Here is an 18,208-nt window from a genome sequence, read left to right on the forward strand (position 1 = left end):
GCCCCGACATGAGCACCCGCCACGGTATCGACTGGAACAAGGCGCAGGCGCTGTTCGAGGCTGAGCGCGAGACCTTTGCCGCCCAACGGCCGCGCTCGCGCGAACTGTCGCGACAAGCGGCCGAGCATCTCGCTTTTGGCGTGCCGCTGCACTGGATGAACGACTGGTCAACGCCGTTCTCGCTGTATGTCGAGCGCGCGAAAGGCGCGCGCTTCCGCGACGTGGATGGTTTCGACTACACAGACTTTTGCCTTGGCGACACCGGCGCGATGTTCGGCCATGCGCCGGAGCCGGTTGCGCGCGCACTTGCCGAGCAGGGCGCCAAGGGCTTCACGGCGATGCTGCCGTCGGAGGACGCGGTGTGGGTGTCGCGCGAACTCGCACGCCGCTTCGGCCTGCCGTTCTGGCAGTTCGCGATGACCGCGACTGATGCGAACCGCTTCGTGCTGCGCTGGGCGCGTGCGGCGACCGGTCGCAGCAAGGTGCTGGTATTCAACGGTTGCTACCACGGCACGGTGGATGATGTGTTCGTCGATCTGGTCGATGGAAGGCCGAGGCAACGCGACAGCCTGCTGGGCCAGGTCTACGACCTCACGCAGCACACCCGCGTCGTCGAGTTCAACCACCTTGAAGCGCTTGAAGCGGCCCTGGCCGATGGTGAAGTCGCCTGCGTGCTGGCCGAGCCGGCGATGACCAACATCGGCATGGTGTTGCCCGAGCCCGGGTACTGGGAGGCGGCGCAGGCGATCATCCGCCGCCATGGCACGCTGCTCGTCATCGACGAAACGCACACGATCAGCACCGGCCCCGGTGGCTATACGCGCGCCCATGGCCTGGCACCCGACGCCTTCGTGCTGGGCAAGCCGATCGGCGGTGGCGTGCCTTGCGCGGTGTATGGCTTCTCGGCCGAGCTTGCCGAGCGGGTGCAGGCCGCCAAGCGCAACGCGCCGCCGGGGCACAGCGGCGTCGGCACAACGCTGGCCGCCAATCTGCTTGCGATGGCGGCGATGCGCGCAACACTCGCCGAGGTGATGACCGAGGCCGCCTACGCCCACATGTTCGCGCTCGCCGAGCGGCTGGCCGAGGGCTTGCGCAGTGTGATCGAGCGCCGCGGCGTGCCCTGGTGTGTCACGCAGGTTGGCGCGCGCACCGAGTTTCAGTTCTCGCCGGCGCCGCCGCGCAATGGCAGTGAGGCCGAGCGCATTCTCGACAGTGAACTCGAGCATGTAATCCACCTCTACTTGCTCAATCGTGGCCTGCTGATTACGCCGTTCCACAACATGATCCTGGTGTGCCCCGACACCACCGCCAGCGACGTGGACCGCTTGATCGCCGCGTTTGATGAAGTGCTTGCCGCGATCGTGTGAGCATGTTCATCGAGCGAGAAGTTGGCTCGCGCACATGGGCGCGGCCCGAGCGCCATGCGGCCGATCCTGAGCGGGTTTCCGTAGAATCCTGACCCATGAAGACACCGACCGGCACCACCCTTCAGGACGACACCTACGCAACGCTGCGCGGCTGGCTCACGGTGGGCCGGTTTCTGCCCGGCGAGCGGTTGAAGATCCGCCAGGTTGCCGAGGCGCTCGGTGTCGGCGAGATGCCGGTACGGTCGGCCTTGCAGCGGTTGGCGGCCGAGGGGGCGCTGGTGAATGTGCCCAATTGCGGTGTCACGGTGCCGCAGCTCTCGCGCGCGCAATTCGACGATGTGCTGCAGGTCCGATTGATGCTCGAGGGCGAGGCGGCGGAGAAGGGCGCGCACCGCCTCGACGACGCCGGGCGGGCCGAGCTGCGTGCGCTGTCAGAGGCGATGCGGGCGGCGCTCGACAAGCAGGATGCCAAGGCCTATCTCGACGCGAATGAGCGCTTCCACTTGATCCTGTATCGCGCTTGCGGGTCGCCGTTGCTGCTTGAACTGATCGAGACCGTCTGGTTACAGGTCGGGCCGGTCTCGAACCGGCTGTTCGAGGATCCGGCTTTTGCATTGCGCTTGAACGACGCGCATGAAGACGTGGTCGCAGCTGCTGAGCAGGGTGACAGTGCCGGCGTGCGCCGCGCGATCGAGCGCGACCTGTTCTACGCCGCGCAGCAACTTCGGACGGTCTGCAACGCGGCGGCTTGATGTCGCGACATGCGGGCCGCGCCGGCGCGCCGCAGCTCGCCGGTGGCCGCGCTACTCGCCGCGCAGGTGCGCGCGCACCGTGGCGGTGGACGGGTTGTCCATCAACAGCTCGCCATTGACCTCCATGACGGGTAGCCGCACGTTCGCGCCGCCCTTCGCCGCGATCTTGTTGCTGAGCTGATCGGCAGCGCGCGAATCGGTGTCGACGGAGTAGTCGGTGTACTGCAAGCCGTTCGCGTCCAGCCAGGTGCGCATCTTGGCGCAGTCTTCGCAGCCCTTGATGGAATACATCACCACCACGTTGTCTGCGGTGAAGTTGGTGTCCTCGTCGGAGTCCTCGTCAGCGTCCTGCGTGCCATGGTGGCGATACTGATTCGCCATGGCCACCACCGCCGCCGGGTTGCTCGCGATGCCCTTGGACGCGAATCCGCTCGCCAGCACCATCATCGCGATCGAGAACCACACCAGCTTCGCGCCACCGCCCTCGGGGGCAGGGCCATGGGCGTTGTCATCATCATCGCCGGAGACGAAGAGCAGCATCACCGCGAGGATGAAGTTGACCACCGGCACGATCATCAGCAGCGACATCCAGCCGGTGCGCCCCATGTCGTGCAGCCGCAACACCATGCAACGAAGGCCGTAGATCGTGCCCAGCACGAATCCGACGACCGCGAGCCACATCTGCCCGCTGTAGGCCCCAATGCCAAGCAGCACCCACATCAGCGCCGTACTGAAAAAGGCAGACGCCAGATACGTGGATCGATTGAAGCGGCCGGAGAAACCCAAGCCGAGCATCGACGTATCTTCACTGCCGGCGTAGCGCTGCGGCGCCGCAACCGTTGCCGGGCCGAAGGTGGTTTTCGGCCCGTTGTTGATGCCAAGGCGGGTTTCGTTCGCATCGCGGCTTGCTTCGGCGCGCGCTGCGCGCAGGCGCGGCATGTCGATGCCGCAGGCGCGGCAAAGCGTACGCTTGGGCTGCACTTCGGCGCATTGCGGGCAGGTCACGGTTTCAACCGAGGCATCGGCTGCCGTTGGGTTCGTCGCATTACCGGCTGTCGGCGTTGGGGCGGGCGCCGCCGGTGCCGCAAGGCTGAAGAGTTCGTCCGATGCGCTGGCGGCTGGCGCCGGCGCCGGCGCCGGCACAGGTTTGGCTGGCACCGGCGCAACCATCGGTGCAACCGGGGCGGCCACCGGCACCGGCGCAACTTCCGGCATCGGTTCTGACTCGGCACTCAGCCCCAGCGCCACGATTCGCTGGGTCAATGCGTCCGCTTCGGCCTGGGTTACGTTGCGCTTCACGGCAACGCGGCGCCCGGAGAACACCACGTCGAGCTGTGTGGCATCGAGGCGGAAGGTTTGCGCGATGCGATCGCGAACGGCAGCGGGGTCATGGCCGGCGAGGACATTGCCGGTGAGGACGACGCGAAATAGGTCGGACATGTTCTGTGGGGGGCAGGGTGGTCGGTGCGGGCATTATCCCTGCCTGTGTTTCAAGCGTCCGCGCACTATGACTGCTTTGCAATCGTTCATACTCCGCGGCCAGTGCCTGCTCACCGACTCTCATGCTGATACTGCCCTTGCCCCCCCGCCCTGACTGGTCGCGACCACCGGTCGTCACGCTTGCGCTGATGCTCGCGTGCATCCTGATCTTCGTGTTCGGCCAAGGCGGCGACGACGAGCGCGAAGCGGCTGCGATCAAGTACTACGGCAGCGCCGGGTTGCCGGATACCGAGCTGCCGGCCTATCTCGCCGACCTGCGCAGCCGTGGGCGCGACGTACAGGCGCACAAGCTGGAAACCGCTCTCAAGGGGGGCGAAGGCCGCCTTGTGCTGGAGACGATGGAGTTCGACCGCGCCTTCATGCAGCGGCTGCACGCCGACCAGGTGATCAAGCCCAGCGACCAGGGCTACGAAGCCTGGCGCGACGCGCGCCAGCGTTACGAGGCCCTGCGTGGCAAGGTATTCACCGAGCGCTGGAGTCTCAAGCCGGGTGAGCCGCGCGCAGGCTCGCTTCTGGGTCACATGTTCCTGCATGGCGACATCATGCATCTGGCCGGCAACATGGTCGTGCTGTTCATCGTCGGCTACACCGTCGAAGCGGCGCTCGGCGCCTGGGGTTTTCTCGCGCTGTACCTGGTCGGTGGGCTCGGCGCCGCGGTGCCGGACCTGCTTTTCGCGGGTGATCGGGTGGGCTATTCGCTGGGCGCATCGGGGGCGATCTCCGCGGTGATGGCCGCCTACCTCGTGCTGTTCGGCTTGCGCAAGATCCGCTTCTTCTACTGGCTGATCTTTGTCTTCGGTACGGTGAGCTGGCCGGCACTGGCGATCCTGCCGGTGTGGATCGGCAACGAGTTACTGCAGCGCTTCGTGCTTGATCCGCATGGGCAAGTGAACTACCTCGCGCACTTCGGCGGCTTCGTGAGCGGTGCGCTGTTGGCCGGGCTCTATCGGTGGCGCAAGGCCGGTGGCACCGCGCAATCCGTCGAACGCATGGATGCCGACGCCGCCACCGCGCAGCTGCGGGCGCGTGCGGTGGAGCTGGTGTCCGGTCTGCAGTTTGAGCGCGCGGCACAGTGCTATCGACAGTTGGTTGTGCGCTTGCCGGACGACGAGGGGCTCTTGGCCGAGCATTTGCGGGTGGCCGGCCTGGCGCGCGACGCCGGCTTGCAACGCGAGGCGGCTGCACTCGTTCTGAAATCTGCGTCGCGGCTCGCGACGCAGATGGACGGTGCGGTCCTTGCGCAGGCCCTGACGCTCGCGGAAGCCGCACCACCGCGCATGTCGCTGGGGGCGTGGTCGCGGGTGGCGATGCGCCTGCTGGCGTGCGAAGAGTTCGACGCGGCCGAAGCGCTGGCGCTGCGCCTTGTCTCGCGCGACGCAGCGGGCGAGGCTGCGCCGAAGGTGCTGAATGGTCTGGTGCGGGCGTTGCAGGAGGCCGGCCAGCCGGAACGCGCCGAGCGTGCGCGCCGCTTGTTGAAGCAGCGCTATCCGCAGCTGGTCACGCTCTAATTCGCCGCGCGCAGGCGCGCGATCAGCCCCAGCAGTTTTTCCGCCTCGCCCGAGGCGGGGTGATCCGGGAAGCGGCTGCGCAGCGCGGCGAGCACGCGTTCGGCCTGCGCTTCGTCGCGCCGATGTTCGATCAACAGGCGCGCGCCCAGGAGGTAGACCGCCGCGGTGTCGCGGTGGCCGGGGTAGCGTTGATCGAAGCCGCGCAGCAGCCGCGTGGCGGCCTCGAATCGATGCGCATCGAACGCTGCGGTGGCGAGCGGCAGGACGTCACCCGGATCGGCGGGCGCGAAGGCCGCGTCGTGCTTCTGAACCGCCTCCAGCACTTCGGTCGCCAGCGCGGCGCGGCCTCCGCGCAGCAGCACCGGCAACCACGTGCGCGCGTTGCCTGCAAGCGCGGCTTCCTGGCCCGGCAGGGCCAGCAGCAACTTGTGCAGACGCAAGCGCGCATCGTGATCGTCGGGCGCCTCGGACACCGCCGCGCGTGCTTCCTGCAGGGCCTCGTCGCTCTTCCCTTCGCGCAGCAGTGTTGCGATGCGTGCTGCACGCGCTGCTTTCTGGTCGGGCTCGGGCAGGCGTTCGGCTTGCCGCTCGAAGCCCACCTGAACATCAATGTCGAGTTCTTCGTGATACTCGTACAGCACGTAGCCCATCATGCGATACATCGCAATCGTGAACGCTGTGCCGACAAAGCCGGCGATGGTCGGGAACAGCGCGCGCGGCACCACGGGTGCGAGGTGGGTGAGCAACTGCCCGCTGCCGAAGAACAGCAACAGCAGGCAGCCGCACAGTCCCAGATAGGGCATGCCGATGCGCGAGGCGACCTGCCACAGGCGTGCGGGGTTGATCGATTCGCCCATGTCGTTGGTGACGGCCAGCACCATCGTGTTCGCCGGCCACAGCAGCCCGAGCAGCACCAGCACCAGCATCGCGGCATTGCGGCCCGCAACGCCGGCCGTCATGCCGACCACGATCGCGCCTAGCAGTACGACGGCCACCTGTTTCCATGGCAGATGCTTGCCGCCATGGTGCGAATTGAACAGCACCATGCTGTCGTCGATATGGCCGCGGGCGGTGCGTTCCAGGACCAGGAATCCGTAACGCACGCTGCCGGCGAAAACGAGAATCTGCAAAGGCGGCAGCAATTGCGCGGCGGTCGCGATCAACGCGATTCCGATACATGCAAGCAGCGGTTCCCCGCTGAGCGGGTAGAGAAAGAAGGACGGAAAACGGGTCCAGTACGGTGCGATACGGGGGGCGGACATCGGCGGCGAGTCGGTCGGTAGCGGCGGATGCGACAGCATAGCCTCAGGCTGCAGCGTTTGCGCGGCAGCACTTCGCGCTGCGCGGCGTAATTCGGCTACGCTTGGGTTGCCCTGCGCGAGCGCCTGCCGTGCAGGCTGCGGAGACTTTCAGCGTGTTCAGCTTCTTCGAACGACTCGTTCATCCCTACCCCGATACGCCGCCGGCCACGCCGCCGGCACGCTTCTTCGGATTCCTGTGGGCAGGCACGGTCGGCCTGCGCCGTTTCATTCTCGGCATGACCTTGCTGACCGCGGCTATCGGTGCATTCGAGGCGCTGCTGTTCAGCATGCTCGGGCGCATCGTCGACTGGCTGGCACATGTCGACCGCGCGCGACTGTGGGAAGTGGAGGGGCGCCACCTGATGCTGCTCGCGCTGATCCTGCTGGCGAGCCCGCTGGTGATCGCACTGCAGACGATGATCAAGCACCAGGCGCTGGCGGGGAATTTCCCGATGCGTCTGCGCTGGAGCTTCCACCGGCTGATGCTCGGGCAGAGCATGAGCTTCTACCAGGACGAGTTCGCTGGGCGCATCGCGACCAAGGTGATGCAGACCGCGCTGGCGGTGCGCGATACCGTGCTGGTGGTCACCGATATCCTGGTCTTCGTCGTGATCTATTTCGTCACGATGGTGGCCGTAGTGGGCAATCTGCATCTGATCCTGCTGCTGCCGTTTCTCGGCTGGCTGGTGCTGTATGTGGCCACGCTATGGTTCTTCGTGCCACGCCTTGGCAAGGTCGGGCAGGCCCAGGCGGATGCCCGTTCGCTGATGACGGGGCGCATCACTGATGCCTACACCAACATCGCAACCGTGAAGCTGTTTTCGCACGCACGGCGCGAAGCCGGCTTTGCGCGCGCCGCGATGCAGGACTTCATGCAGACGGCGCATGCGCAGATGCGCCTGGTCAGCGGCTTCGAGATCGTCAATCACACCTTGTCGATGCTGCTGATCGTAGCAACCACCGGGGCGACGCTCTGGCTGTGGAGCCGCGATCTCGCGGGTGTCGGTGCAGTGGCCGCTGCGACAGCGATGGCGCTGCGGCTCAACGGCATCTCGCACTGGATCATGTGGGAAATGGCCTCGCTGTTCGAACACATCGGCACGGTGCAGGACGGCATCAACACGCTCGCACGCCCGCACGCGATCGTCGATCGGGCGGACGCCAAACCGCTTGTCGTGACCCGCGGCGAGATCCGCTTTGAGGATGTCTGCTTTGCCTACGGCGGCGAACGAAACGTGATCGAACACCTTTCGCTGACGATTCGGCCGGGCGAGAAGATCGGCCTCGTCGGGCGTTCCGGTGCAGGCAAGTCGACCATCGTGAACCTGCTGCTGCGCTTCTATGATGTACCGCAAGGGCGCGTGCTGATCGACGGGCAGGACGTCTCGCGGGTCACTCAGGACAGCCTGCGCGCTCAGGTCGGCATGGTCACGCAAGACACCTCGCTCCTGCACCGCTCGGTGCGCGACAACATCCTCTACGGCAGACCCGATGCGTCGGATGCCGAGATGATCGCCGCCGCCAAGCGCGCTGAAGCACACGATTTCATCCAGACGCTGACCGACCCGAAGGGGCGCCAGGCCTATGACGCCCATGTCGGCGAACGCGGCGTGAAGCTCTCGGGCGGGCAGCGCCAGCGCATCGCAATCGCACGCGTGATGCTCAAGGACGCGCCGATCCTGCTGCTCGACGAAGCCACCAGCGCGCTGGATTCCGAAGTCGAGGCCGCGATCCAGAGCAGCCTCTATGCGCTGATGGAAGGCAAGACAGTGGTCGCGATCGCGCACCGCCTGTCCACCATCGCAGCAATGGACCGCCTCGTCGTGCTCGACCGCGGCCGCATCGTCGAAGAAGGCGACCACCGAAGCCTGCTGGCGCAGAACGGCCTCTATGCGCGGCTATGGGCGCACCAGAGCGGAGGTTTTCTGGGCGAGGAAGCGGACGAAGCGGCGCTTGCCTGACGCGGGACCTTACGGCCGCGTCAGAGGTCTACCCCACCGCTCGCGATCACTCGCCGATACCAGTAGAAGCTGTCCTTGCGCACCCGGCGCAGATCGCGCGGGTCGTGTTCGTCGCGGTCGACGTACACGAAGCCGTAGCGCTTCTGGTAGCCGTTGAGCCAGCTGAGGATGTCGGTGAAGGACCAGGCGCAGTAGCCGAGCAGCTGCACGCCGTCGCTGATCCCATCGCGGCAAGCCTCGATATGGCGGCGCAGGTAATCGATGCGGTAGTCGTCGTGCACGCGCTCGTCTTCGGTCAGCGTGTCGAATTCGCCGAGGCCGTTTTCGGTGATCAGGATCGGCAGCGCGTAGCGGCTTGATAACCTGCGCAGGCCGATGCGCAGGCCAACGGGGTCGATGGCCCAGTCCCAGTTGGTGGTCTCGACGCGCGGGTTGGGCAGGGTGCGGTAGAGGCCGGGCACGCCGCTGCTGGGTGTGGTGCCTTTCTCGCCGGTGGTGTTGATGCGCTGCATCGTCACGCCGTCGAGCGCGTTGGTCGTGTAGGTCAGCGTCTGGTAGTAGTTGATTCCGACGAAGTCCGGCGTGCCGGCGCGCAGGATGGCCTCGTCGCCGGGCATGATCTCTGGCGCCTCGCCGGTTTCGCGGAGCCAGGCGAGCGTGCCTCGCGGGTAGCGCCCGAAGCAGTAGGTGCCCAGCCACCAGTGGTTGGTGAATTCTTCGGCGTTCTCGAAGGCCAGCAGCTCGGCCGGGTCGCAGCTCGCGGGGTAGGCTGGCGAGTAGGCGAAGCTCGGCCCGATGTGGCCGTCCGGCACGTGGCGGCGAAAGGCGGCGATGACTGTAGCGTTGGCGAGGAAGGCGACGTGGTTGGCGGCGAAGAAGCGCTTGCGGTCCTGCACCGCGGGCGGGTGCGTGCCGAGCTGGTAGGCGTTGGTGAGGTTGTAGTTCTGCTCGTTGAGCGAGACCCACCACTTCACCTTGCCGCCGAAGCGCTGGAACAGCGTGACGCAGTAGTGCTCGAAGTCCGCGATGATGCGCCGGCTCTCCCAGCCGCCGTACTCGTCCTGCAGTGCCTGCGGCAGATCCCAGTGGTAGAGCGTCAGCACCGGCTCGATGCCGTGCGCACGCAGCGCATCGATCAGGCGCTCGTAGAAGGCCAGCCCGGCCTCGTTCGGCGCGCCGCGCCCGGTCGGGAATATGCGCGGCCAGCTCACCGAGAAGCGGTAGGCCTTGAGCCCCATCTCGGCCATCAGCGCCACGTCTTCCTCGAAGCGGTGATAGTGGTCGACCGCCACCTCGCCGTTGCTGCCTTGGAAGGTGCGGCCGGGTTCGCGGGTGAAGATGTCCCACACCGATGGCCCTTTTCCGTCGGCGTCCCACGCGCCCTCCACCTGGTAGGCGGCTGAGGCGGCACCCCACAGGAAGTCGGCGGGGAAGGGTTTACGTTCGCGGTGCTGCATGGTTGGTCTCCGGGCGGGCGGCCCGTTTTCGCGGGCTATCTGACAAACAGTGTGGTTCGCGCGCAGAATTCCTGCCAATGATGAATGTTCTGTCTAACGATTCCTTCGGGGAATGATGGATCTGAGAGACCTGCGTGCTTTCGTTACCCTGGCAGAACTGCTGCACTTCGGCCAGGCCGCGACGCGCCTGCACCTCACCCAGTCTGCGCTGTCCAAGCAGATCCGGCGGTTGGAGGACGCCTGGGGCGGCGCGCTCTTTGAGCGCAGCGCGGCGGCGACGCGGCTGACGCCGCTCGGCGAGGCGTTGCTCGCGGACGCCGAGCGCCTGCTAGACGATGCCGGCACCCTCGATCGCAAGGCGCGCGACGTGGTGGCGGGGGTGGCTGGCGTGCTGCGGATCGGTTTCGGTGTCGCCAGCAAGGACATCGTGCCGCGCGCAATCGCACGCTTCCGCGAACTGCGGCCCGATGTGCGGATCGAGTTGCTCGACCTCTCTACCCACCACCAGATCCAGCTGCTGCAGTCCGGCCGGCTCGACCTTGGCTTCTGTCGCCTGCCCGCACCGTCAGGCTGGCCGGTGCTGCCGATGGCCGAGGCGTGCTTCGTCGCCGTCGTGCCGCAAGCCTGGGGTGTGGGTGGCACGCTCGCCGACTTCGCGCGGCATCCACTCGCCACCGTCGCGCGCGCCGGCGCACCAGCCTTCTACGACCACCTGATGAGCTACTTCGCCGGTGCCGGCGTCCGAGTGAGTGAGCTGCAGACCGTGTCGGACTTTGCCTCAGCGGTTGCTCTCGCGGCATCAGGCGTGGCGTGGGCCATCGTGCCCTCGTCGACTGCGATTGATCAGCGGTTGGTGCGGGCCGAGCCGCTCTCTGCCGCCGAGGCTGGCTGGCAAGTCGGTCTGATGCGGCCTCCGGGCGAGCCGGGGCCCTTTGTTAAGGTCTTCTGGCAGGTTGCGGAGCGTCTTTGCGACAGTGTTCGCTGAGCGTGCCGACTTGGCCCTTGCCCTTCCACCTCATCGGCCGCGCACCGCCGATGAGGTGGCGGCGAGAATCCGCCACCCGGCCCGTTCGCCCTAGGGCGATCAACAGCTGGAGAGGGGCGCCAGCGTGCCGGGCCAGCAATCGCCGGGAAACGCTCAGGGGGCGCGCCGTTGGCCCGGCGCCTTCGGTGCCGATGATTTTGGCTTTGAGATGAACTGGCAAAGAAATGCCGCTCGAAGCACCAACGCCCCCGCGCGGCAGGGGGCAAGCCGCTTAGCCGTCGATGCGCAGTTGCACCGAGGTAGCGGTGTAGATCGGCGTGACCTTGTAGCCCGGCATGCTGACGCTGCTGAATTTGCCGGCGACGCTGCCTGCGGTGATGAGGTTGATCGTGTCACCCAACGCAGGTTGGTAGCCATTGGCGAAGCTGATGTTCAGCGCGCCGCCGACGAGCGTCATCGCGCCGTTGACCGCGAGCCGTCCCCGCGACCCGTTGCCCAGTGCCAGTTCGAGGTTACCGTTGGCCAGTTGCGAGTACTTGCCTGCGATGGTCAAGGTGCTGGGCGCGGCGATCTTGACGGTGCCGCCACTGACATAGACATCGCCCTTGCCGAACGCGGTGGTGGATACGCCGGTCAGCGTGCCGGCGGAAACGACGCTGCCGCCTGTCCAGGTGTTTGCGCCGCCCAGGGTCAGTGTGCCCGAACCCTTCTTAGTCAGCAGACCTGCGCCGCTGATGTTGTTCTTCCAGCTGTCGGCCGCGTTGAAGCCGCCCTGGCTGGCATCCATCGTCACGGTGACATCGCCATTGAAGGCGCCGTAACCGTCGGCCGCCGCGAACAGGTTCAGGCGTCCCCAGCCCTCTGCGTCATCCATGACCGGGTAGCCCGATGCGATCGCCGTGGTCATCAGCACGACGCGGCGCTGCTCGGCGCTGAGGTAAGGCAGGCGGGTTTCAAGCAGCACTTCGGCCCCCTTGGGCACGACTGCGGCTGCGTTCGCGCTGGCGATCTGGGGGAAGCCGTAGGTCAGGCGCTTGGTGAAATTGGCCTTGTTGGTTGTGTAGTCCGCGAAACGGTCGCTGCTGGTCGTTGCCGCATGCGCATAGGTATTGAGGTCTGCTGCCGAGTTCACGCCGGCCTGCGTCTGCAGCCAGTTGTGCGCCTGCGTGACCGCGGTGGTTTTAAGGCTGGCGTTGGCCGCCTTGTTGAGGTTGTAGGCCACCACGGCGGTACCCTGAATGCGGCCACCGATGACATCCAGCGGCGAGTGCATGCCGGCGAGGATGCGGTTCTCGCCCAGTTCCATCGCGCGGGTCAGCATTTCCTGATAGCGCTCCGGCACTAGGTAGGCCATCGCCAGCGCGTCGCGCCAGCCTTCGGCCGTGTGGCCGCTGATGAAGCCGCCGTCGGTCGCCGGCGTTGTGCCTTTTGCCGGCACCAGCGACGGCGCGACCACGACCTTGCTGCTCCAGCGCCACGGACGGCCGTACTTGAAGAAGCGCTTCGCGGGCTCGGTGGAGCCGTCACCGCTCATGGCGGCGATGAAGTCCACGGCAAGGCCAAGATTCGTGTTGCTGGCGCTTCCGACGCCCAGGTTATTGCCGCTGTCGTCGTATTTCACGGTGCTCGCATCGGCCGCGATGCTGGTGATCGTCGTTGTTTGCTGGGCGCCGGTGCGCCAGGCGTTGGTCAAGGGGCCCATGCCGTCAGAGACGCTGTAACCCTTGGCGCGACGGTCGTCCAGATAGGCGGCGAGTTCTTGGTCGGCCGTGCGGCTGGCGGTCGCGGCTTCGACGTAGGCGATGTTGGCGGCGTGCACCGTGGCGTTCTTCACCACGCCGTCGGTCGCGCTGCCGGGGATGCCGCTCCAGTCGGACGCCGTGATTGCCGCGCAGGCGCCGCTGGCTGGCGCCGTCTGGCCTGCGTCGACGAGCAGGCTTCGCGGCGTCCAGATATTCAGGAAGCCAGACACCACCCGGACGCCAGCGTTGGTGTCGACCGTGGCATGGCAGGCATCGCCGCGCACGTTGGTTGCGCCGTTGTCAACGTAAGCCGCTACGTTGCTTGCGACGGGGGCGGTGTCTTCCTTGCCAAGACCGGTCGGCGCGGCTGGCGCTGATGGTGTGGCTGGTGTGGTTGCAGTCGTGTCAACGCTGTCGTTGCCGCCGCAAGCGACGAGGCTCAGGGCTGAAACGATGGCGGCGATTAGCGCGGCTGTACGGAAAGGGGTTGGGGTCTGCATGCAGCTGCTCCGGCAGTAACGAATATTGTGGAGCGCGCACTTTAGTTTGACGGGGTTACGAAAGTATTTAGGGTCGGGCTTTCGCAGTGGCCTTGGTCTGGGAATGCCCTACGAACTGGGTGAGTGGGGGGCGTTTGGTCGGCTTTCGGCGCGGGTTCCGTGTCTCAGTGTGGCTGGCCACGCAGTTGGCGGACCTTGCTAACGTTGTGGCAAACACGACGAAGCACGTGCCAAAGCCGGGCGACTCGCCGAGTCGTGTTCGAGGGGCCGTGCCAGGAGGGAAAGGGGTGGAAGATTCCGGCACATCGCAGCCGCATGACGCCTGCCTAACGCGACGGCGCGGCGGTGCTTGTCAATCAGACCGCGGCGCCACTTGCGATGACTAGACGCCGGTGCTGGATCGAACTGTCCCCCGACGCGGCAGACACGGGACTCGTCGCAGTCAGCGGATGCCGCAAGCGAGTCAGTCGCTGATCAAGCCCCGATCGCGGCGCATACCCACCCGCCGATCAGGACTCTGGATCAAACATGATTTCTCGGACTTCTTGGGCGCACCGACACGCTTGGGCGATCTTTGCCGCCCACGCGAGCGCATCGGCGCGCGAGGGCACCTCGATGATCGAGAAACCGCCGAGGACCGCTTTGGTCTCCGGCACGGGCCCGTTGGTGATGCTTCCATCGGCATTCACGATGCTCGACTGCTGGCGTTGGAGGCCACCTCCGAAAATCCAGACGCCGGCGGACTTCGCTTCGCGGAGTACCGCGTGCGCGGCCTCGCTTACAGCGGGCAAGTGCGCCTCGGGAATGTGGTCCATCGAGCCGTCGTCAAACGAGATCAAGTAACGGGGCATGGCGTTGCTCCTTCCTAACGACGAGCGGGCACGGCAGCCCGCCGATTCCATTTTTGGCTTGCAGCCAGGCCGACACCGTGACACGCAGATCGGATACTCATGCTTGCCATACCGCGTACCCGTCCTCGCGTAGTCCGATCGCCAGCTCCACTTCCATCTCCCTTGCCGCCTCGTACGGCATCGGGTTGAAGCATTCGTAGAGCTCCGGCATCAGGCGTAAGCCGTACTCCTTCACAAACCGGTTCGCTTTCAACCCTGCCTTGTGTTTGTCAAAGCGTATGTCCGGTGACTGGCCCGTCATGCCGACATAAACGCAAGGTTTATCGCCAAGGTAATGGGGATTTGCTCTTAGAAAGCGCGGCTCGGCGAGCACTCGCCGCGAGAGTTCGATGACGTAGACGTGATGGTGGTGACGCGGCATCGAATAGCGCTTCGACCGATTGGGCGTGCAGTGAATAACTCCATCCTAGCGCCCGGCGGGATGTCTGGGGGTCGCCTGTTGCGGGTCCGATCCGTCCACGTCAGCTATCCGATTGGCTGCGATCGATCGAGGCCGCAGGCGAAGTGGCTCATCGGATCACGGCAAGCGGCTCAAGAACGTTTGGGTGCGCGCTCGCGGAGGGGGCGACGCGCCGGCGCCGATCAAGCATTTGGCCGGCAGGCATCGCTCGTCAGGTGCAAGCCTTCGGCGTGGAGCGCTGAGGGCCCTTCACAGCGAATACCCGCCGTCGGTGGCGGTCGGTACGGCTATCCGGCGGCCACAATCACATGCGCCTGGATCTTGCCTGCCACCGGTCCGTTGCCATGCCGGTTGGCGATCGCGGCTGCGGCACGGTCGGTCGCGTATTGAAGCAGGCTGGCGTCGCGGGTTTCGATTTCGTTGCGCAGCGGCGTGCCCTGGCAGTATGCGGTGGCGGCGTCGTGGGCAGAGGCCGCGCGGCTGACCTCTTCGCGCGTTTCGATCTTGATGTCGGCGAAGCCGGCGCGGCGCAGATCGTCACGAATCCGTGCGACGTCGTGATAACCGTGCGGGGTGCGGGCGAGGAATCGCGGTGGGTCGTGCGGAAACACCGCGGCGACCGCCTGGGTGACTTCGTCGGCAAAGGCGTTTTCTTCGATGCGGTCCCACACGCAGAAGACAAAGCGGCCGCCTGGCTTCAGCACGCGGCGGGCCTCGGCGTAGCCGGCGACCCGATCAGGAAAGAACATCGCGCCGAACTGGCAGCACACCACGTCGAACGTGGCGTCGTCGAAAGGCAGATCGAGGGCGTCCACCTGCCGCCATCCGATCCGCGCGTCGGGCCCCTGGCGCGCGGCGGCAAAGTCCAGCATCGGGCGATTCAGGTCGCTCACCACGTAGCACGTGTCGGCGTCGAGCTGCGGCGCGAGCGCCCGCGTGACGACGCCGCTGCCGGCCGCGGTTTCGAGGACAGTGCGCGGCGAGGTTGCTGCGACGAGCGCTGCTGTGGCCGCTGCGTAGGCCTCGAAGATCATTGGGACCATCAGGGTGTCGTAGAACGCCGGGATGGATCCCGCGAACACTTTGTCGATCTCTGCCATGAGCCCTCCCTGGAGGTCGTGAGCGGCAATCCTGCCGGTCCAGTACCGCGTGGGTCAGGCATTCTCGGATTGCGCCACGTCGCTGGGCATCGACGACGATACGCCTGTGCCGGCGGGTGTGCGAGCCCCGGCCGGCGCGGGACTAGATCGCGCCTTTAGCGGCAAGCTGGTCCAGTTCGCCTGGCTGCTTGCCGAGCACGTCTGCCAGTACGCCCCGGGTATCTGCGCCCAGCATTGGCGGGGAATTGCGGTAGGTGGTGGGCGTTTCAGACAGATGGATCGGGTTCGCGACCAGCGGTACATGGCCGGCGGCCGGGTGGGGCAGGTCGATGCGCATGCCGCGGTGCTGCACCTGCGGGTCTGCGAAGACCTGGCCGATGTCGTTGATCGGGCCGCAGGGCACGGCGGCGGATTCGAGCGCGGCCACCCAGTCGGCGGTGCTGCGCGTGCGGGTGACCTCATGCATCGCGGGGATCAGGGTGTCGCGGTGCTTCACCCGGGCGGCGTTGGTCGCGAAGCGTTCGTCCTGCGCCCAGTCGGTGCCGGCTTCCTTGCAGAAGCGTGCGAACTGCCCGTCATTGCCAATGGCGAGGATCATGTGGCCGTCGGCAGTGGGGAAGGCGTCGTAGGGCACGATGTTCGGGTGCGCATTGCCCATGCGGCGCGGTGCCTTGCCGCTGGCGAGCCAGTTCATCGCCTGGTTCGCGAGGCAGGCGACTTGCACGTCGAGCAGGGCGAGGTCGATGTGCTGCCCTTTGCCGCTTTGCTCGCGCCACGCCACTGCCGCGAGAATCGCATTGCTGGCGTAGAGCCCGGTCAGCACATCGGTGAGGGCGACGCCGACCTTCGTGGGCGGGCCGTCCGGTTGGCCGGTGATGCTCATCAGCCCGCCCATGCCCTGGATCAGGAAGTCGTAGCCGGCGCGCTCGGCGTAGGGGCCGTCCTGCCCGAAGCCGGTGATCGAGCAGTAGATCAGGCGCGGGTTGAGCGCCGACAGCGTGGCGTAGTCCAGCCCGTACTGCGCCAGCCCGCCGAGCTTGAAGTTCTCGACCAGCACATCGCTCTTCATCGCCAGTTCGCGCACCAGCGCCTGGCCCTCGGGCTGGGTGAAGTCGATGGTGACCGAACGCTTGTTGCGGTTGGTGCAGAGGTAGTAGGCGGCGACGTCGGTGTCTTCGCCCGCCTCATCCTTGACCCAGGGCGGGCCCCAGGCGCGGGTGTCGTCACCCGAGCCGGGGCGCTCGACTTTGATGATCTCGGCGCCGAGGTCGCCCAGCAGCTGCGTGGCCCAGGGGCCGGCGAGCACGCGCGATAGATCCAGTACCCGCAGGTGGGAGAGGGCGCCTTCGGTGCTCATCGTGTCGTCCTTAACAAAATGCCTGAATGCCCGTGATTGCCCGGCCAAGGATCAGCGCATGGATGTCGTGCGTGCCCTCGTAGGTGTTCACGACTTCAAGGTTTACGAGGTGGCGGGCGACGCCGAATTCGTCGCTGATGCCGTTGCCGCCCATCATGTCGCGCGCCAGCCGCGCGATGTCCAGCGCCTTGCCGCAGGAGTTGCGCTTCATGATCGAGGTCAGCTCGACGCAGGCGGTGCCGCCCTCCTTCATGCGCCCGAGCTGCAGGCAGCCCTGCAGGCCGAGGCTGATTTCGGTGAGCATGTCGGCGAGCTTCTTCTGGATCAGCTGGTTCGCAGCGAGCGGGCGGTCGAACTGCTTGCGTTCGAGCACGTAGCTGCGGGCGCGGGCGAAGCAGTCTTCCGCCGCACCCAGCGCGCCCCAGGCAATGCCGTAGCGCGCCGAGTTCAGGCAGGTGAAGGGGCCCTTGAGGCCGCGTACCGCGGGGAAGGCGTTCTCCTCCGGCACGAAAACCTCGTCCATCACGATCTCGCCGGTGATCGAGGTGCGCAGGCCGACCTTGCCGTGGATCGCCGGCGCGCTGAGACCCTTCCAGCCCTTCTCCAGCACGAAGCCGCGGATCTTGCCTTCGTCGTCCTTTGCCCACACCACGAACACATCGGCGATCGGCGAATTCGTGATCCACATCTTGCTGCCCGAGAGGCTGTAGCCGCCCTCGACCTTGCGTGCGCGGGTCACCATGCTGCCGGGGTCGGAGCCGTGGTTGGGTTCGGTCAGCCCGAAGCAGCCGATCCACTCACCGCTGGCAAGTTTGGGCAGGTACTTGCGCCGGGTGGCCTCGTTGCCGAATTCGTAGATCGGCAGCATCACCAGCGAGCTCTGCACGCTCATCATCGAGCGGTAGCCAGAATCCACGCGCTCGATTTCGCGCGCGATGAGGCCGTAGGCGACATAGCCCAGCCCGGCGCCACCGTACTCGGCCGGGATCGTCGCACCGACCAGGCCCAGTTCGCCCATCTCGCGGAAGATCGCCGCGTCGGTGCGCTCATGGCGGAAGCTCTCGGTCACGCGTGGCAGCAGGCGCTCCTGCGCATAGGCGTTTGCGGCGTCGCAGACCATGCGCTCGTCTTCGGTGAGTTGCGCGCGCAGGTGCAGCGGGTCGTCCCAGCTGAAGGTGGCGGTGCCGGCCATGTCTCTCTCCTTTAGTGTCGGGGCTGCGGGCGCGAGCGGTGCACAGTCCCCCCGGAACGCGCATCGTCAGCAGCCTGTGGTAGCCCGCATCGTGCCGCCGGCGCATGCGGGGCGCAAACGCTTTTCCTGCATGACGGTGTGCAAAATGCGCACTTGTTGTGGCTGCTGGGCGCAG

The 18,208-nt window shown here is 66.4% G+C and carries 14 protein-coding genes; 5 read left to right on the forward strand and 9 right to left on the reverse strand.

Annotation, left to right across the window (positions count from 1 at the left end; translation table 11 throughout):
- The first annotated feature begins 8 nt into the window (after positions 1–8).
- Together JY500_RS05085 and JY500_RS05090 are read left to right on the forward strand one after the other, a co-directional pair.
- Positions 9–1,367 carry an aspartate aminotransferase family protein gene (locus JY500_RS05085; protein ID WP_206255267.1) on the forward strand — a complete coding sequence of 453 codons (1,359 nt, stop codon included), beginning with the start codon at positions 9–11 and terminating at the stop codon, positions 1,365–1,367.
- A gap of 95 nt (positions 1,368–1,462) precedes the next feature.
- Positions 1,463–2,119, forward strand: coding sequence for a GntR family transcriptional regulator (locus JY500_RS05090; protein ID WP_172203631.1), 657 nt, complete (start codon positions 1,463–1,465; stop codon positions 2,117–2,119).
- A 51-nt stretch (positions 2,120–2,170) separates the two neighbouring features.
- Here the strand turns inward: JY500_RS05090 and JY500_RS05095 are convergent, their stop codons facing one another.
- Complete coding sequence (locus JY500_RS05095; RefSeq protein WP_206255269.1) at positions 2,171–3,559, reverse strand: DUF805 domain-containing protein; 1,389 nt, start codon at positions 3,557–3,559, stop codon at positions 2,171–2,173.
- A 137-nt stretch (positions 3,560–3,696) separates the two neighbouring features.
- Here JY500_RS05095 and JY500_RS05100 point away from each other — a divergent pair, with 137 nt between their 5' ends.
- Positions 3,697–5,127, forward strand: coding sequence for a rhomboid family intramembrane serine protease (locus tag JY500_RS05100; protein WP_206255271.1), 1,431 nt, complete (start codon positions 3,697–3,699; stop codon positions 5,125–5,127).
- On the opposite strand, the gene JY500_RS05105 is transcribed toward JY500_RS05100, so the two are convergent.
- Entirely contained in the window at positions 5,124–6,389 is a 1,266-nt protein-coding gene (locus JY500_RS05105; RefSeq protein WP_206255273.1) for a tetratricopeptide repeat protein, read from the reverse strand. The two genes, JY500_RS05100 and JY500_RS05105, sit on opposite strands and share 4 nt — an antisense overlap.
- A gap of 152 nt (positions 6,390–6,541) precedes the next feature.
- Between JY500_RS05105 and JY500_RS05110 the strand changes: the two genes are divergently transcribed.
- The gene (locus JY500_RS05110; protein ID WP_206255275.1) at positions 6,542–8,389 is read left to right on the forward strand and encodes an ABC transporter ATP-binding protein; all 1,848 of its coding nucleotides are present in this window, start codon (positions 6,542–6,544) and stop codon (positions 8,387–8,389) included.
- A gap of 20 nt (positions 8,390–8,409) precedes the next feature.
- On the opposite strand, the gene JY500_RS05115 is transcribed toward JY500_RS05110, so the two are convergent.
- The gene (locus JY500_RS05115) at positions 8,410–9,846 is read right to left on the reverse strand and encodes a glycoside hydrolase family 1 protein (protein ID WP_206255277.1); all 1,437 of its coding nucleotides are present in this window, start codon (positions 9,844–9,846) and stop codon (positions 8,410–8,412) included.
- A 112-nt stretch (positions 9,847–9,958) separates the two neighbouring features.
- On the opposite strand from JY500_RS05115, the gene JY500_RS05120 reads away from it, so the two are divergent.
- Positions 9,959–10,831, forward strand: coding sequence for a LysR family transcriptional regulator (locus JY500_RS05120; protein WP_206255279.1), 873 nt, complete (start codon positions 9,959–9,961; stop codon positions 10,829–10,831).
- Between the two features lie 271 nt (positions 10,832–11,102).
- Here JY500_RS05120 and JY500_RS05125 read toward each other — a convergent pair whose 3' ends face one another.
- From JY500_RS05125 to JY500_RS05150, 6 genes are all read right to left on the reverse strand, one after another.
- The gene (locus JY500_RS05125) at positions 11,103–13,073 is read right to left on the reverse strand and encodes an acid phosphatase (RefSeq protein WP_206255281.1); all 1,971 of its coding nucleotides are present in this window, start codon (positions 13,071–13,073) and stop codon (positions 11,103–11,105) included.
- Positions 13,074–13,582: 509 nt separating this feature from the next.
- Positions 13,583–13,924: a YciI family protein gene (locus tag JY500_RS05130; protein WP_206255283.1), complete on the reverse strand. Its 342-nt coding sequence runs from the start codon at positions 13,922–13,924 to the stop codon at positions 13,583–13,585.
- Positions 13,925–14,021: 97 nt separating this feature from the next.
- Complete coding sequence (locus tag JY500_RS05135; RefSeq protein WP_206255285.1) at positions 14,022–14,345, reverse strand: hypothetical protein; 324 nt, start codon at positions 14,343–14,345, stop codon at positions 14,022–14,024.
- A gap of 326 nt (positions 14,346–14,671) precedes the next feature.
- Positions 14,672–15,484: a class I SAM-dependent methyltransferase gene (locus JY500_RS05140; protein WP_206255287.1), complete on the reverse strand. Its 813-nt coding sequence runs from the start codon at positions 15,482–15,484 to the stop codon at positions 14,672–14,674.
- 142 nt (positions 15,485–15,626) lie between these two features.
- Positions 15,627–16,841, reverse strand: a complete 1,215-nt coding sequence (locus JY500_RS05145; RefSeq protein WP_206255289.1) for a CaiB/BaiF CoA transferase family protein — start codon at positions 16,839–16,841, stop codon at positions 15,627–15,629.
- Positions 16,842–16,851: 10 nt separating this feature from the next.
- The gene (locus tag JY500_RS05150) at positions 16,852–18,033 is read right to left on the reverse strand and encodes an acyl-CoA dehydrogenase (protein ID WP_206255291.1); all 1,182 of its coding nucleotides are present in this window, start codon (positions 18,031–18,033) and stop codon (positions 16,852–16,854) included.
- Positions 18,034–18,208: the final 175 nt, after the last annotated feature.

The organism is Niveibacterium microcysteis, from assembly GCF_017161445.1.
GTDB classification, from domain to species: Bacteria; Pseudomonadota; Gammaproteobacteria; order Burkholderiales; family Rhodocyclaceae; genus Niveibacterium; species Niveibacterium microcysteis.

What these genes read in the sequence shown, in the direction of transcription:
- JY500_RS05085 (WP_206255267.1), top strand. Translation starts at nt 9, where the DNA reads ATGAGCACCCGCCACGGTATCGACTGGAACAAGGCGCAGGCGCTGTTC.
- JY500_RS05090 (WP_172203631.1), top strand. Translation starts at nt 1,463, where the DNA reads ATGAAGACACCGACCGGCACCACCCTTCAGGACGACACCTACGCAACG.
- JY500_RS05095 (WP_206255269.1), bottom strand. Translation starts at nt 3,559, where the DNA reads ATGTCCGACCTATTTCGCGTCGTCCTCACCGGCAATGTCCTCGCCGGC.
- JY500_RS05105 (WP_206255273.1), bottom strand. Translation starts at nt 6,389, where the DNA reads ATGTCCGCCCCCCGTATCGCACCGTACTGGACCCGTTTTCCGTCCTTC.
- JY500_RS05115 (WP_206255277.1), bottom strand. Translation starts at nt 9,846, where the DNA reads ATGCAGCACCGCGAACGTAAACCCTTCCCCGCCGACTTCCTGTGGGGT.
- JY500_RS05120 (WP_206255279.1), top strand. Translation starts at nt 9,959, where the DNA reads ATGATGGATCTGAGAGACCTGCGTGCTTTCGTTACCCTGGCAGAACTG.
- JY500_RS05125 (WP_206255281.1), bottom strand. Translation starts at nt 13,073, where the DNA reads ATGCAGACCCCAACCCCTTTCCGTACAGCCGCGCTAATCGCCGCCATC.
- JY500_RS05130 (WP_206255283.1), bottom strand. Translation starts at nt 13,924, where the DNA reads ATGCCCCGTTACTTGATCTCGTTTGACGACGGCTCGATGGACCACATT.
- JY500_RS05135 (WP_206255285.1), bottom strand. Translation starts at nt 14,345, where the DNA reads ATGCCGCGTCACCACCATCACGTCTACGTCATCGAACTCTCGCGGCGA.
- JY500_RS05140 (WP_206255287.1), bottom strand. Translation starts at nt 15,484, where the DNA reads ATGGCAGAGATCGACAAAGTGTTCGCGGGATCCATCCCGGCGTTCTAC.
- JY500_RS05145 (WP_206255289.1), bottom strand. Translation starts at nt 16,841, where the DNA reads ATGAGCACCGAAGGCGCCCTCTCCCACCTGCGGGTACTGGATCTATCG.
- JY500_RS05150 (WP_206255291.1), bottom strand. Translation starts at nt 18,033, where the DNA reads ATGGCCGGCACCGCCACCTTCAGCTGGGACGACCCGCTGCACCTGCGC.